General features: G+C 72.4%; 10 protein-coding genes. All 10 read left to right on the forward strand.

The annotated features are described in order from the left end of the window. On the forward strand, window positions 1-3497 hold a 3497-nt coding region (locus NW895_RS39235; RefSeq protein WP_289941899.1), incomplete at its 5' end, for an Rne/Rng family ribonuclease. Between the two features lie 251 nt (window positions 3498-3748). After that, window positions 3749-4069 (forward strand): 50S ribosomal protein L21, encoded by a 321-nt coding sequence (gene rplU / locus NW895_RS39240; RefSeq protein WP_004001309.1) that lies wholly within the window; start codon window positions 3749-3751, stop codon window positions 4067-4069. Between the two features lie 14 nt (window positions 4070-4083). Then, window positions 4084-4338 (forward strand): 50S ribosomal protein L27, encoded by a 255-nt coding sequence (rpmA, locus tag NW895_RS39245; protein WP_289941903.1) that lies wholly within the window; start codon window positions 4084-4086, stop codon window positions 4336-4338. Window positions 4339-4453: 115 nt separating this feature from the next. Beyond that, window positions 4454-5899, forward strand: a complete 1446-nt coding sequence (gene obgE / locus NW895_RS39250) for a GTPase ObgE (RefSeq protein WP_289941905.1) — start codon at window positions 4454-4456, stop codon at window positions 5897-5899. A 203-nt stretch (window positions 5900-6102) separates the two neighbouring features. Continuing rightward, window positions 6103-7551, forward strand: coding sequence for a VCBS repeat-containing protein (locus tag NW895_RS39255; RefSeq protein WP_289941907.1), 1449 nt, complete (start codon window positions 6103-6105; stop codon window positions 7549-7551). A 46-nt stretch (window positions 7552-7597) separates the two neighbouring features. After that, entirely contained in the window at window positions 7598-9061 is a 1464-nt protein-coding gene (locus NW895_RS39260) for an FG-GAP-like repeat-containing protein (protein WP_289941908.1), read from the forward strand. Between the two features lie 31 nt (window positions 9062-9092). Further along, window positions 9093-9659, forward strand: a complete 567-nt coding sequence (locus NW895_RS39265) for an integrin alpha (RefSeq protein ID WP_289941909.1) — start codon at window positions 9093-9095, stop codon at window positions 9657-9659. Further along, window positions 9656-10612: a hypothetical protein gene (locus NW895_RS39270; protein WP_289941910.1), complete on the forward strand. Its 957-nt coding sequence runs from the start codon at window positions 9656-9658 to the stop codon at window positions 10610-10612. Before NW895_RS39265 ends, NW895_RS39270 begins: the two co-directional genes overlap by 4 nt. 44 nt (window positions 10613-10656) lie before the next feature. Then, a complete protein-coding gene (locus tag NW895_RS39275) occupies window positions 10657-12141 on the forward strand; it encodes an FG-GAP-like repeat-containing protein (protein WP_289941911.1) in 1485 nt (494 codons plus the stop codon). A gap of 165 nt (window positions 12142-12306) precedes the next feature. Beyond that, window positions 12307-13857 (forward strand): alkaline phosphatase D family protein, encoded by a 1551-nt coding sequence (locus NW895_RS39280; protein WP_289941913.1) that lies wholly within the window; start codon window positions 12307-12309, stop codon window positions 13855-13857. Window positions 13858-13931 lie beyond the last annotated feature (74 nt).

Here is a 13931-nt window from a genome sequence, read left to right on the forward strand (position 1 = left end):
GGCGGGTGTCCGCGCCGGTGGGGTCCCCGGAGCCCGCCGAGGCGGACCAGGACGCTGCACCTGTCGAGGCCGCCTCCGGTGGCGATGTCGAGGCCGCCCGCGCAGCCGCCGAGAGCGCCGAGGCGGACGAGGACGCCGCTCCGCGCCGGGGCCGGCGCCGTGCCACGCGACGCGTTGCCGCGCCCGCCGAGGCGGCCGGTGAGCCGGTGGAGGCCACCGAGGAGACGCAGGCCCCCCAGCCCGAGGCCGCCCCGGCCACCGCCGAGGTCCCCGCCCCCGCGGCACCGGCCGCCGAAGCGGCGGAGGACGCCGCTCCGCGCCGTACGCGCCGTCGGGCGGTCCGTAAGGCCGCCATCGGGTTCTCCGAACCCGCGCAGCCCGCCGCCCCGGCGCCCGCCGAGGAGGAGGCTCCGCAGCGTCCGGCGCGGCCCGCCGTGGCCCTGTTCCAGGCGCCCGTGTTCACCGAGCCGAAGTTCCAGACCCCGGAGCGGGCCGCCGCCGAAGCGGCTGCCGAGGCGGCCGGGGCCGAGGAGACCGACGAGACCGAGGAGTTCTCGGAGGAGCAGCCCACCGGGTCGCGCCGCCGCCGCAGGCGCCGGGGATCCGGCTACGGCGAGGAGGCCGAGGGCCGGGACACCGAGACCGCAACCGAGACCGCCGCCGAGAGCGCCGTCGAGGACGAGGCGGAGGACAGCGCCGAGCAGGTCGACGACGAGTCCGAGGACGCCGAGGAGACCGGCGCGCGCCGTCGCCGCCGCCGGGGTGGCCGTCGCCGCCGCCGCGGCGAGTCCGCCGAGGCCGAGTCCGGCGAGTCCACCGACGCCGACGCCGAGCAGGTCGCCGCCGAGCAGGCCGCCCAGGACGCCGAGGACACCGCCGAGCAGGCGGAGGAGGACGCGGAGGACGCCGAGGACCAGGAGGCGGCCGCCTCGGGCAGCAGCACCAGCCGGCGTCGTCGCCGCCGCCGTCGCCGTGCCGGTGACACCTCCGCCGACGCCGAGCCCGCCGCCGACGATCCCGAGCGCACCGTCGTCAAGGTCCGCGAGCCCCGTTCCCTGCGGGAAAAGGGGGCCGAGCCGTCCGACGAGGTGCAGTCCATCAAGGGCTCCACGCGCCTGGAGGCCAAGAAGCAGCGGCGCCGGGAAGGGCGTGAGCAGGGACGCCGGCGCGTCCCGATCATCACCGAGGCCGAGTTCCTCGCCCGCCGCGAGGCCGTCGAGCGCGTGATGGTCGTCCGCCAGCACGGTGACCGTACGCAGATCGGCGTCCTGGAGGACGGCGTGCTCGTCGAGCACTACGTCAACAAGGAGCAGTCGACCTCGTACGTCGGCAACGTCTACCTCGGCAAGGTGCAGAACGTCCTGCCGTCGATGGAGGCCGCCTTCATCGACATCGGCAAGGGCCGCAACGCCGTCCTGTACGCCGGTGAGGTCAACTTCGAGGCGCTGGGCATGGCCAACGGCCCGCGCCGCATCGAGTCCGCCCTGAAGTCGGGCCAGTCGGTCCTCGTGCAGGTCACCAAGGACCCGATCGGGCACAAGGGCGCCCGCCTGACCAGCCAGGTCTCCCTCCCGGGCCGTTACCTCGTGTACGTGCCCGAGGGCTCGATGACCGGCATCAGCCGCAAGCTGCCCGACACCGAGCGGGCCCGGCTGAAGACCATCCTCAAGAAGATCGTCCCCGAGGACGCGGGCGTCATCGTGCGCACCGCCGCCGAGGGCGCGAGCGAGGACGAGCTGCGCCGGGACGTCGAGCGGCTGCAGGCGCAGTGGGAGGACATCCAGAAGAAGTCCAAGAACGGCAACGCCCCGACGCTGCTGTACGGCGAGCCGGACATGACCGTCCGGGTCGTGCGCGACATCTTCAACGAGGACTTCTCCAAGGTCATCGTCAGCGGTGACGACGCCTGGCAGACCATCCACGGCTACGTCTCGCACGTCGCGCCGGACTTGGCCGACCGGCTGTCCAAGTGGACCTCCGAGGTCGACGTCTTCGCCACCTACCGCATCGACGAGCAGCTCGCCAAGGCCCTCGACCGCAAGGTCTGGCTGCCGAGCGGCGGCTCGCTGGTGATCGACCGGACCGAGGCGATGGTCGTCATCGACGTCAACACCGGCAAGTTCACCGGCCAGGGCGGCAACCTGGAGGAGACGGTCACCAGGAACAACCTGGAGGCGGCCGAGGAGATCGTGCGCCAGCTGCGGCTGCGCGACCTCGGCGGCATCATCGTCATCGACTTCATCGACATGGTCCTGGAGTCCAACCGCGACCTGGTGCTGCGGCGCCTGCTGGAGTGCCTGGGCCGCGACCGTACGAAGCACCAGGTGGCCGAGGTGACCTCGCTGGGGCTCGTGCAGATGACCCGCAAGCGGGTCGGCCAGGGGCTGCTGGAGTCGTTCTCCGAGACCTGCGTCCACTGCAACGGCCGCGGTGTCATCGTCCACCTGGACCAGGCGGCCTCCACCGGGGGCGGCGGCAAGCGCAAGAAGCGCGCGCGTGCCGGTGCCGCCGAGCAGCCGCACGAGCACGAGGCCGTGGCCGTCGTCGAGCCCGCCGAGACGGTGACCGTGGAGCAGGAGGCGGAGGCGGAGGCCGAGGCGGTCGCCGCCGAGGTCGCCGAGCCGGTCGCTCTTCCGGAGCCCGACTTCGCGCCGGACGAGGAGCTGTACAGCAGCGTCGCCGAGGCGGAGGCCGCCGCCAGGCGCGGGCGGACGCGGCGCCGGGGGAGCCGGCGGGCTTCGGCTCCGGCCGGTGCGCCCAAGGCAGACCAGGCCCCGACGGCGCAGGACGTCACCGCCGAGGAGGAGGCCGAGCGCCCGGTGCAGCCGGAGCCGGCCGCCGAGGCGCTGGCCGAACCCGCCGCCGTCGAGGACGCGGTCGTCGGTACTCCGGAGACCGAGGCCCCGGCGGCCGAGGAGGCCGCGCCCAAGGGCCGTACGCGCCGTCGGGTGACCCGCAAGGTGTCCGCGCCGGCCGGTTCGCCCGCGGGGGCGGAGGCGGCCGTGGTGACGGTCCCGGAGACCGCGGCCACGGCGTCCACGGAGGCAGCGGAGCAGGCCGGGCAGGTCCCCGCCGAGCAGGCCGAGCCGTCCGCCGAGAGCGCCGCCCCGGCCCGTCCGCGGCGCCGCGCCGTGCGGAAGGCCACCGCGCCGACCGCCCCGGAGGAGGCGGCCGTCGTGGTCGTTCCGTCGGCCGCGGACGCTCCCGCTGAGGAGGCTCCGGTCGCCGAGGGTGCCGCCGAGGCCGCCGAGCCCGCCGAGGAGGCGGCTCCGGCCAAGAAGACGGCCCGCAAGACGGCGAAGAAGGCCACGGCGAAGAAGGCCGCCACCAAGAAGACCGCGGCCAAGAAGACGGCCGCCAAGAAGACGACGGCCAAGAAGGCGGCGAAGACCACCAAGACGGCCGCCAAGACGTCCGCCAAGAAGACCGCGTCGAAGAAGACCGCGGCGGCGCAGCAGTCGCTGTCCTCCGTCACGGCCTCCACCGACGAGGGCTGACCGTCCGCCGGGGCGTACGCGGCACCGCGTACGCCCCGGACCGCGGCCGTGATCAGTCGCACACCGGATGGGCCCGGTTTGACCCCCTCGGCCGCAGGCCCGTAACCTTGACCGTCGGCGTGTCCACTGACACGCCACATCCCCGTAAACCTCTTCCTCCCGGGCACAGGGTTGGCCGGGAGAGGCCGTCCGCGGTGCCGGACGGCTGGCCTGCGGGGGTGCCGTTTCCCGAGCGAGAGAGTGAGTTCCGCGTGTACGCCATCGTGCGCAGCGGTGGTCGCCAGCACAAGGTTGCTGTCGGCGACATCGTCGAGGTTGACAAGATTTCCACCGCCAAGGTCGGCGACACGGTCGAGCTCTCGACCCTGCTCGTTGTCGACGGCGACTCCGTGACCAGCGACCCGTGGGTGCTGGCCGGCATCAAGGTCCAGGCCGAGGTCGTGGACCACCACAAGGGCCAGAAGATCGACATTCTGCGCTACAAGAACAAGACCGGCTACCGCCGTCGTCAGGGCCACCGCCAGCAGTACACGGCGATCAAGGTCACTGAGATCCCCACGGCTGCGAAGTAAGGGACTGAGGAGACATGGCACACAAGAAGGGCGCATCGTCCACCCGGAACGGCCGCGACTCGAACGCTCAGCGGCTCGGCGTGAAGCGCTTCGGCGGTCAGGTCGTCAACGCGGGTGAGATCCTGGTCCGTCAGCGCGGCACCCACTTCCACCCGGGCGCCGGCGTCGGCCGTGGCGGCGACGACACGCTGTTCGCGCTGCAGGCCGGTGCGGTGCAGTTCGGCACCCAGCGTGGCCGCAAGGTCGTGAACATCGTTCCGGTCGCCTGACCGAACGCTTCGCGAGGCGGACCTCACTTCCCGTGCGGGAAGGCGGGTCCGCCTTTCGCTTGTTGGACACTCGTTGAACAAGTAAATCTCGTACGTACTTCTGGAGGCACCCACCATGACCACCTTCGTGGACCGCGTCGAGCTGCATGTCGCCGCGGGTAACGGAGGTCACGGCTGTGCCTCCGTGCACCGGGAGAAGTTCAAGCCGCTGGGCGGTCCGGACGGGGGCAACGGAGGCCGGGGCGGGGACGTGATCCTCACCGTCGACCAGTCCGTGACGACCCTGCTCGACTACCACCACTCCCCGCACCGCAAGGCCACCAACGGCAAGCCCGGTGAGGGCGGCAACCGCTTCGGCAAGGACGGGCAGGACCTGGTGCTGCCGGTGCCGGACGGCACGGTGGTCCTGGACCGGCAGGGCAACGTGCTCGCCGACCTCGTCGGCCACGGCACGTCGTTCGTCGCCGCGCAGGGCGGTCGCGGTGGACTCGGCAACGCGGCGCTGGCGTCGGCGCGGCGCAAGGCGCCGGGTTTCGCGCTGCTCGGTGAGCCGGGGGACGTCCGGGACATCGTCCTGGAGCTGAAGACGGTCGCCGACGTGGCGCTGGTCGGGTACCCGAGCGCGGGCAAGTCGTCGCTGATCTCGGTGCTGAGCGCCGCGAAGCCGAAGATCGCGGACTATCCGTTCACGACGCTGGTGCCGAACCTGGGCGTGGTGACCGCCGGGTCGACCGTGTACACGATCGCCGATGTACCCGGGCTGATTCCGGGGGCCAGTCAGGGCAAGGGGCTGGGGCTGGAGTTCCTGCGGCATGTGGAGCGGTGCAGTGTGCTGGTGCACGTGCTGGACACCGCCACCCTGGAGTCCGACCGTGACCCGGTGTCCGACCTCGACGTCATCGAGGAGGAGCTGCGGCAGTACGGCGGGCTGGACAACCGGCCGCGGATCGTCGTCCTGAACAAGATCGACGTACCGGACGGCAAGGACCTCGCCGAGATGGTGCGGCCGGATCTTCAGGCTCGGGGATACCGCGTCTTCGAGGTCTCGGCGGTGGCGCACATCGGGCTGAAGGAACTGTCGTACGCGCTCGCGGAGCTGGTGGCCAGGGCGCGGGCGGCGAAGCCCAAGGAGGAGTCGACGCGGATCGTGATCCGGCCCAAGGCCGTGGACGACGCCGGCTTCACGGTGACGCGTGAGGAAGTCGGCGGCGAGCCGCTGTTCCGGGTGCGGGGGGAGAAGCCCGAGCGGTGGGTGCGGCAGACCGACTTCAACAACGACGAGGCGGTCGGGTACCTCGCGGATCGGCTGGGCCGGCTCGGTGTCGAGGAGGAGCTGATGAAGGCGGGGGCCCGGGCGGGCGACGGCGTTGCCATCGGGCCCGAGGAGAACGCGGTCGTCTTCGACTGGGAGCCGTCGGTGATGGCCGGGGCGGAGATGCTGGGGCGGCGCGGTGAGGACCATCGGTTCGAGGCGCCGAGGCCTGCGGCGCAGCGGCGGCGGGACCGGCAGGCCGAGCGGGACGAGGCCGAGCGGGAGTTCGACGGGTTCGAGCCGTTCTGACGCCTGTGGTGGACGAAGGGCTGTCGCCGGCGTGACGTGAGGCCTGCGCGCCCCGCGGCTGCGCCGGCCGGCGTTAACGGCCGGTGAAGTCATGACGTATGTCAGGGCAACCAAGCCGTTGTTCCGGGAGTCGTACTGGGCAGCGCGGATGAGGATCTTGTTGCTCTCCGCGGTCAACTGCCCCCTGGACTACCGGAGTCGACGTGTCCCAGCCCGCTCTGCCGAGAACACGCCGTGCCGTGGTCGTCGCGACCGCCGTGCTCGCCGCGGTCGGCGCCGCCGCCACGCTGCCCGCCGCGTCCGCCCACGCCGCGCCCTCGGTGACGTTGCGACAGGACTTCGACGGTGACGGGTACGAGGATCTGGCCGTCGCCGCGCCCGACGGCGATGTGGACGGCCGGCACCAGGCCGGATATGTCGCCGTGCTGTACGGGGATGCGAGCGGGCTGAGCGCCGGTTCCAGGAAGGTGTACAGCCAGGCCTCCACCGGCGTTCCCGGCACCCCTGAGGCGTACGACCACTTCGGGTCCCGGCTCACCGAGGCCGACCTGGACGGGGACGGGTTCACCGATCTGGTCGTCGAGGCCTCCGGCGAGGAGTGGGTGCAGGACGGCAACGCGCGGCACGGCAACCACACGGTGCTGTGGGGCGGGCCCGGCGGTTTCGCTTCCGGCAAGGTGCTGCCCGCCGTCGGCAGCGGTTCCTGGCAGGCCGGCCAGATCGTCGCCGGTGACTTCAACGGCGACGGCCATCAGGACCTGGTCGGCCCCGGGGGCGGGCCCGTGCGGTTCGGGCCTTTCGGGCGCGACGGCGTGCCCGCCTCCACCCAGAGCGGCGCGCCGCTCGTCGACGGCGACATGTACCAGCTCGCCACGGTGGCCGGGGACGCCGACGGCGACGGCATCACCGACCTGGTCACGATGTCCCGCTCGTACGACTGGGACGACGATCACGAGTACGGCTACTACCTCAACTACGTCCGCGGCAGCCGCGACGGTCTGCGGCCGCCCGTCATCCTGAAGGACGCGCAGGGCGAACACCTCGACCCGCAGAACGCCACGCTCGCCCTCGGCGACCTCAACGGCGACCGCCGGGCGGACCTCGTCATGGGCGGTTACGCCCTGAGGATCGTCTACGGCACCCCGAACGGCCCGGCCGCCGCGACACCCCAGGTGATCACCCAGGACACCCCCGGCGTGCCGGGCGTGCAGGAGGGCACCGACGACTTCGGTTCCGCGCTCTCGGTCGGGGACGTCGACGGCGACGGGTACGGGGACGTGCTCGCCGGCATTCCCCACGAGGACTTCGGGGGGCTGCAGGACGCCGGCACCTTCGCCGTCGTACCGGGCGGGCCGGACGGGCCGACCGGCGCCGGCACCAAGGTGCTCAGCCAGAACAGCGCCGATGTGCCCGGCACCGCCGAGAACGGGGACCTCTTCGGCGGCAACGTCCACCTCGTCGACGGCAACGGCGACGGCCGGGCGGAGCCGGTCGTGGCGGCGACCGAGGAGGACGCGGTCGCCGGTGCCGTGTGGGTGTTCCGGTCCGGTTCCGACGGCGTCACGGCCAAGGGTTCCTTCGCCTTCGGCCCCCGTGCCCTCGGCATGGCCCCGCCCGAGGGAGCCCGGCTCGGCGCCTCGTTCCCGCGCTGATCCCTCCCCCTCACCCCCCACCTCTTATGACAACGACAGGAGCAGCATGAGCAAGCGCAGGATCGGTCGGGGCATCGGACTCGCGGCGGCGGTCGCCGTCATCGGAGCCGTCATCGCCCCGGTGACCGCGCACGCGGCCGAGTCCCGGTCGGCCGCGACCGAGCTCCACGACGACTTCAACGGCGACGGCTACCAGGACGTCGCCTTCGCCGCCCCCGGCGCCAAGGTCGACGGCCAGGCGCGCGCCGGATACGTGGCCGTCGTGTACGGCTCAGCGAACGGCCTGAACCTCACACACCGGCAGGTCATCAGCCAGAACACGGCCGGCATCCCCGGCACCGCCGAGGCCGACGACCGCTACGGCGACAGCCTCGCCGCCGGTGACATGAACGGCGACGGCTACGCGGACCTGGTCGTCGGGGCCTCCGGTGAGGAGGTCGCCGGTGTAGCCGGCACCGGGTCCCTGGCCGTCGTCTGGGGCGGACCGCAGGGGCTGTCCGGCGCTACCGCCGTGGCCACCGGTGCCCTGGCCGGCGCCCAGAGTGCGATCGGCGACTTCGACGGCGACGGCCACCTCGACCTCGCCACCCCCAGCAGCCTTCTGACCGGCCCCTTCGACCGGACGACGGGCGCCGCGAGCGCCGCCCCCCTGCGGGTCGACACCGTCGACTACGCGACGAACACGCTCGCCGCGGGCGACGTCGACGGCGACGGGATCACCGACCTGGTGGCGCTGAACATCGACAGCACCGATGACGACTACTCCAACCCGGACCAGTACCACCGCCGCGTGCTGTACCTGCGCGGCACCGGGCAGGGCCTGAGTGCCCCCGTCACGTTGAAGAACGAGGACGGCACCGACCTGCGCGGCGGCGAGAGCCTCGGCATCGGCGACGTGGACCAGGACGGCTACGGCGACCTCGTCATCGGCCGTTCCCTCAACCACGACATCGTCGACGAGGACCTGCTGATCGGCGGTCAGATCGGCGTCGTGTACGGCTCCGCCGCCGGACCCGACACCTCCCGCGAGGCCATGATCACCCAGGACAGCCCCGGGGTTCCGGGCGCCACCGAGTGGGGCGACTCCTTCGGCGGCGGCATCTCGGTCGGGGACGTCAACGGCGACGGCTACGCGGACGTGGCCACGGGCGCCTTCACCGAGGGCCTCGGCGAGGAGTACGCGGCCGGCCAGGTGACCGTGCTCCGCGGCAGCGGGACCGGTCTGACCGGCGCCGGTGCCGTGGCCTTCAACCAGGACACGGCGAACGTCCCCGGCACCGCCGAGCGGAACGACTTCTTCGGCGCCAGGACCGCGCTGATCGACACCAACCGTGACGGCCGCGCCGAGCTGATCGTCGGCTCACCCGGCGAGAACCTCGGCGCCGGGTCCCTGTGGGCCTTCCCCAACCCCGGCACCGGCCCCACCGCCACCGGCTCGGTCAGTTTCGGCGCGGGCACCCTCGGCACCGTCGCGGACCGGGCCGGCCTCGGCTCCCGCATCGCCCGCTGATCACCCGATGCAGAACTACGTCAGGACTTCCATGCCTTCACGCCTCCACCGCCCCTCCCGCGGCGGACGACTGGCCATCGCCACCGGCATCGCCCTGCTCGCCGGCGCACTGGCGGTCCCCGCCGCCCATGCCGTCACCCCCGCCGCGACGACCGCCCCCAGCCCCAAGCGCCTGCACGACGACTTCAACGGCGACGGCTACCCCGACCTGGCCATCGGCGCGCCCGGCACCACGGTGAACGGCGTGCCGAAGGCCGGCGCGGTCAGCGTGCTGTACGGCTCCGCGAGCGGCCTGTCGACCTCCCGCAAGCAGGTGCTCCAATGGCCGGCCTCCCCGGACGCGGAAGGCAGCGCCTCGGGCGGGTACGGCACGAACCTGCAGAGCGCGGACCTCGACGGGGACGGGTACGCGGACCTGCTGTCGTCCGTCTCGGCCTACATGATGGACGTCGACAGCGGTTACGCCGTCGTCGTCAACTGGGGCGGCCCCCAGGGGCTTTCGGCCACGGCGACGGACTCACCTGGGCTCCGCAGTACGAGTGGAGCGGTCAGTTCACCGTCGCGGACGTCGACGGCGACAAGCACCCGGACCTCGTGACGGCGGGTGCCGACAACTGGCTGGAGGAGCCCGGCACGGACAACGGGGACGGCACGGTGCGGCACGGCCCGTTCACCCGTACCGGTCAGGCCGCGAAGAAGGACTACTTCTCCGTGGACCCCGACGGGCTCACGAACGTCAACTCCTTCACGGCCGGCGACGTCAACGGCGACGGCACAGCGGACCTCGCCGTGCGGATCAGCAGCACCGAGGAGTCCGACTCACGCGCAGTCGTCCTGCTCACGGGCGGTGCGAGCGGCCTCACCTCCAAGGGCGGCCTCCGGGACGCCCAGGGTCGCGTTGTCGGCGGCGAGGACGTCGCGATCGGCGACCTGAACAAGGACGGTTACGGCGACATCGTCGTCGGCCACTCCGACGACAGCTACGACAGCGACGTGGAACTGCCCACGAAGGGCGGCGCGTTGGGCGTCGTCTACGGTGGACCCGACGGCGTCTCCACCACCCGCAAGCCGGTGTGGATCAACCAGGACACCGCGGGAGTGCCGGGGGCGGGCGAGCGCGGCGACGGCATGGGCTCGGGCCTGTCGATCGGCGACACCGACGGCGACGGCTACGTCGACGTGGCGACCGGCCTGCCCGGTGAGGACTTCGACGGCATCACCGACGCGGGCAGCGTCCTCGTGCTGCGCGGCAGCGCGAACGGTCTGACCGGCACCGGCGCCAAGTCGTTCAGCCAGAACACCAGCGGGGTACCCGGCACCGCCGAGAAGGCGGACCGGTTCGGCGCGCAGACCGCCCTGGTCGACGCGGACGCCGACAACAGGGAGGGGCTGGTCGTGGGCGACCCGGGGGAGAACGCGAACAACGGTTCCGTCTGGGCCTTCTCCGCGGCGTCCGGCGGCATCACCGCGAGCGGTTCCTTCTCGTTCGGCTCGGCCACGATGGGGCTGCCCGCGACCGGGGCCCGGTTCGGGGCCTCGCTGGCGGACTGAAGCCCGGTCACGTCCTTGTACGCACACGACAGGAGAAAACAGAGATGAGCAAGTACGGACGGACGTGGCGCACCGGGCTCGCCGTCGTCATGGCGGTCGCCGGAGCGGTCGCCCTTCCCGCCGGTCACGCGGTGGCCGAGAAGAACAGCGTCGAGCTGCGCGACGACTTCAACGGCGACGGCTACGCCGACCTCGCGGTCGCCGCGCCCCAGGCGACGGTCGACGGAAAGACGAACGCCGGATACGTCGCGGTGGTGTACGGCTCGGCCGACGGGCTGAAGACCTCCACGAAGCAGGTGTTCAGCCAGAACACCGCGGGGGTGCCGGGCGCCGCCGAGACGGACGACCGGTTCGGCAGCGAGCTCACCACCGCCGACCTCGACCGGGACGGGTACACGGACCTGGTCGTCGGCGTGGGCGGCGAGGACACGGCGTCCGGGGGCACCAACTCCGGCTCCGTCCAGGCCGTCTGGGGTGGTCCGCAGGGGCTCTCGGGGGGCTCCTCGCTGGTCACCGGCCGGAGCGTCGAGGGCGCGTACGGCGGGCTCGGCAGCCACGGCTCCCTCACCGTCGGCGATGTCGACGGTGACGGCGCGACGGATCTGGTGGCCGTGGAGAACTACTGGAAGCTGCGGGTCGTCAAGGGCCCCTTCGGGCGGGACGGCGTCACGAACGGCGGGGAGCAGACCGTCCTCGACGACTCCGACCCCCGCTTCCTGGACCTGGCCACCGGTGACGTGAACGGCGACGGCATCGACGACGTCGTCGGGACCATGAACGACGGCGACGAGTACGACGCCCGCCGCATCACGTACTGGAAGGGCACCCCGGACGGGCTCGCCCAGGGTGTCTGGCTCACCGACACCGACGGCGACCGGCTCCAGGGCGGCGAGTCACTCGACCTCGGTGACGTCGACGCGGACGGCTACGACGACATCGTCGTGGGCCGCCACGACGGCCACGACAGCGACCTGCTCACCCCGATCCCCAAGGGTGGCCGGGTCGCCTACATCCCCGGTGGCGCGAACGGGCCCGCCGCCGAGAAGGCGACGTACCTCAACCAGGACAGCCCCGGGGTTCCGGGCGCGGCCGAGCTGGACGACGACTTCGGTGCCGACGTCTCGGTCGCCGATGTCGACGGCGACGGCTACGCCGACGTCTCGGCCGGTGTGCCCGGCGAGGACTTCGACGGCGTGGACGGCACGGGCGCCGTCGTCGTCCTGCGCGGCGGCGCGGGCGGCCTGACCGGCACCGGCGCCACGGTGTTCAGCCAGAACACCGAAGGCGTTCCGGGCACGGCGGAGAACCGGGACCAGTTCGGCCGCGCCACCCGCCTCCTCGACGGCAACGGCGACGGCCGCGCCGAACTCGTCGTCGGCGCACCGGGGGAGAACGCGGGCGCCGGTTCGGTGTGGGTGCTGCGCTCCACGGCCTCCGGGATCACCCCCACGGGCTCGTTCACCTTCGGCGCCGGCACTCTCGGCACCGTCGCCGCGAACGCGAGGCTCGGCTCGGGCTTCGCCTACTGATCACCCGTCAGACCTGCTGCGGCAACGGTATGTTCCCGTGCCGCAGCGGGTCTCCTGTTGTCCCCCTGTTTGTCATGCACGCGAACCCCGGTGTTCAGCGGGCGGACCGACCCGAAGGCGAGCTTCCCAGTGTCCATGAGGCCAGCGATGCAGGGGAGTTCGCCGATGACCGGAGCAGTTTCGCCCGACCGACGCCGCTTTCTGACCGCCGGCGCCGCCGTGCTCGGCGCCGCGGCCTCCGCCCAGCTGTGGCTGCCGACCTCGGCCCGGGCCGCTCAGACTCCACTGCCGGACGGTGTCTTCAGCCTCGGCGTCGCCTCCGGTGACCCGCTGCCCGACGGGGTCGTGCTGTGGACGCGGCTCGCCCCCGACCCGCTGAACGGCGGGGGCATGCCCGACCAGGCGGTGCCCGTGGAGTGGCAGGTCGCCGAGGACGCCCGGTTCAGAAAGGTCGTCCGCCGCGGCACCGCCCAGGCCCAGCCCGCGTACGGGCACAGCGTCCACGTGGACGTACGCGGGCTGCGCCCGGACCGCACGTACTGGTACCGCTTCCGCACCGGCGGGCAGATCTCCCGCGTCGGCCGCACCCGCACCGCGCCCGGCCCGTACAGCTCCGTCGGCTCCCTGCGCGTCACGCTCGCCTCCTGCCAGAACTGGCAGCACGGTTACTTCACGCCGTACGCCGACATGCTCGACCAGGACCCGGACGTCGTGCTGTTCGTCGGCGACTACATCTACGAGTCCACGCCGTCGGCGACGGCCCTGCGCCGTCACGAGGGCACCGGGGAGCCGTACTCGCTGGTGCAGTACCGCAACCGGTACGCCCAGTACCGCACCGACCCGGACCTGGCCGCGATGCACGCGAACGCGCCCTTCGTCGTCACCTTCGACGACCACGAGGTGGACAACGACTTCGCCGGCGAGATCCCGCAGGACCCGGACAAGCAGTCGCACGACGCGTTCGTGGCCCGGCTGACCGCGGCCTACCAGGCGTACTACGAGCACATGCCGGTCCGCGCCACCGCGATCCCGAACGGCCCGCACATCCGGATGTACCGCCGCCTGGAGTTCGGCCGTCTGGCCCGGCTCAACGTCCTCGACACCCGGCAGTTCCGCAGCGACCAGGCCACCAGCCAGGCGGGCGCCCAGGACCCGAAGCTGACGATGCTCGGCGCCGAGCAGAAGCAGTGGCTGCTCGGCGGGCTGCGGGACTCGCCCGCCCGCTGGAACCTGATCGCCTCCCAGATCATGATGGCCGAGACCGATCTGCAGGTCGGTGAGGGCAAGCTCTGGTACTACGACGCCTGGGACGGCTACCAGGTCGAACGCAACCAGTTCCTGGAGGAGTTCAAGCAGGTCCGCAACCCGGTCGTGCTCACCGGTGACCGTCACCTGACGATGATCAGCGACCTCAAGGAGGACTTCGCCGACCCCGACTCCGCGGTCGTCGGCGCCGAGTTCGTCGGCACCTCCATCTCCAGCAACGGCGACCAGGACCAGGCGGCCTTCCACAAGGAGTGGGACCCGCGGCTGCCGGACAACCCGCACTGGAAGCTGCTCGACGCCCACCGCGGCTACCACCTCTTCGACATCCGCCGCGACGGTATCGACGCGCAGGTGCGGATCGTGGACACCGTGCGGCAGCCGTCGGCGACCCCCAGCACCCTGGCCCGGCTGCGGGTGGAGTCGGGCCGGCCCGGCGTCCACGTCGTCTGACTCCCCAAATCACTCCCCAGATCACTCCCTGGATCACAGGAGCCTGGGACTCATCCCTGTCCCAGGCTCCTCTC

The organism is Streptomyces sp. S.PNR 29, from assembly GCF_030386795.1.
Taxonomy (GTDB): Bacteria; Actinomycetota; Actinomycetes; order Streptomycetales; family Streptomycetaceae; genus Streptomyces.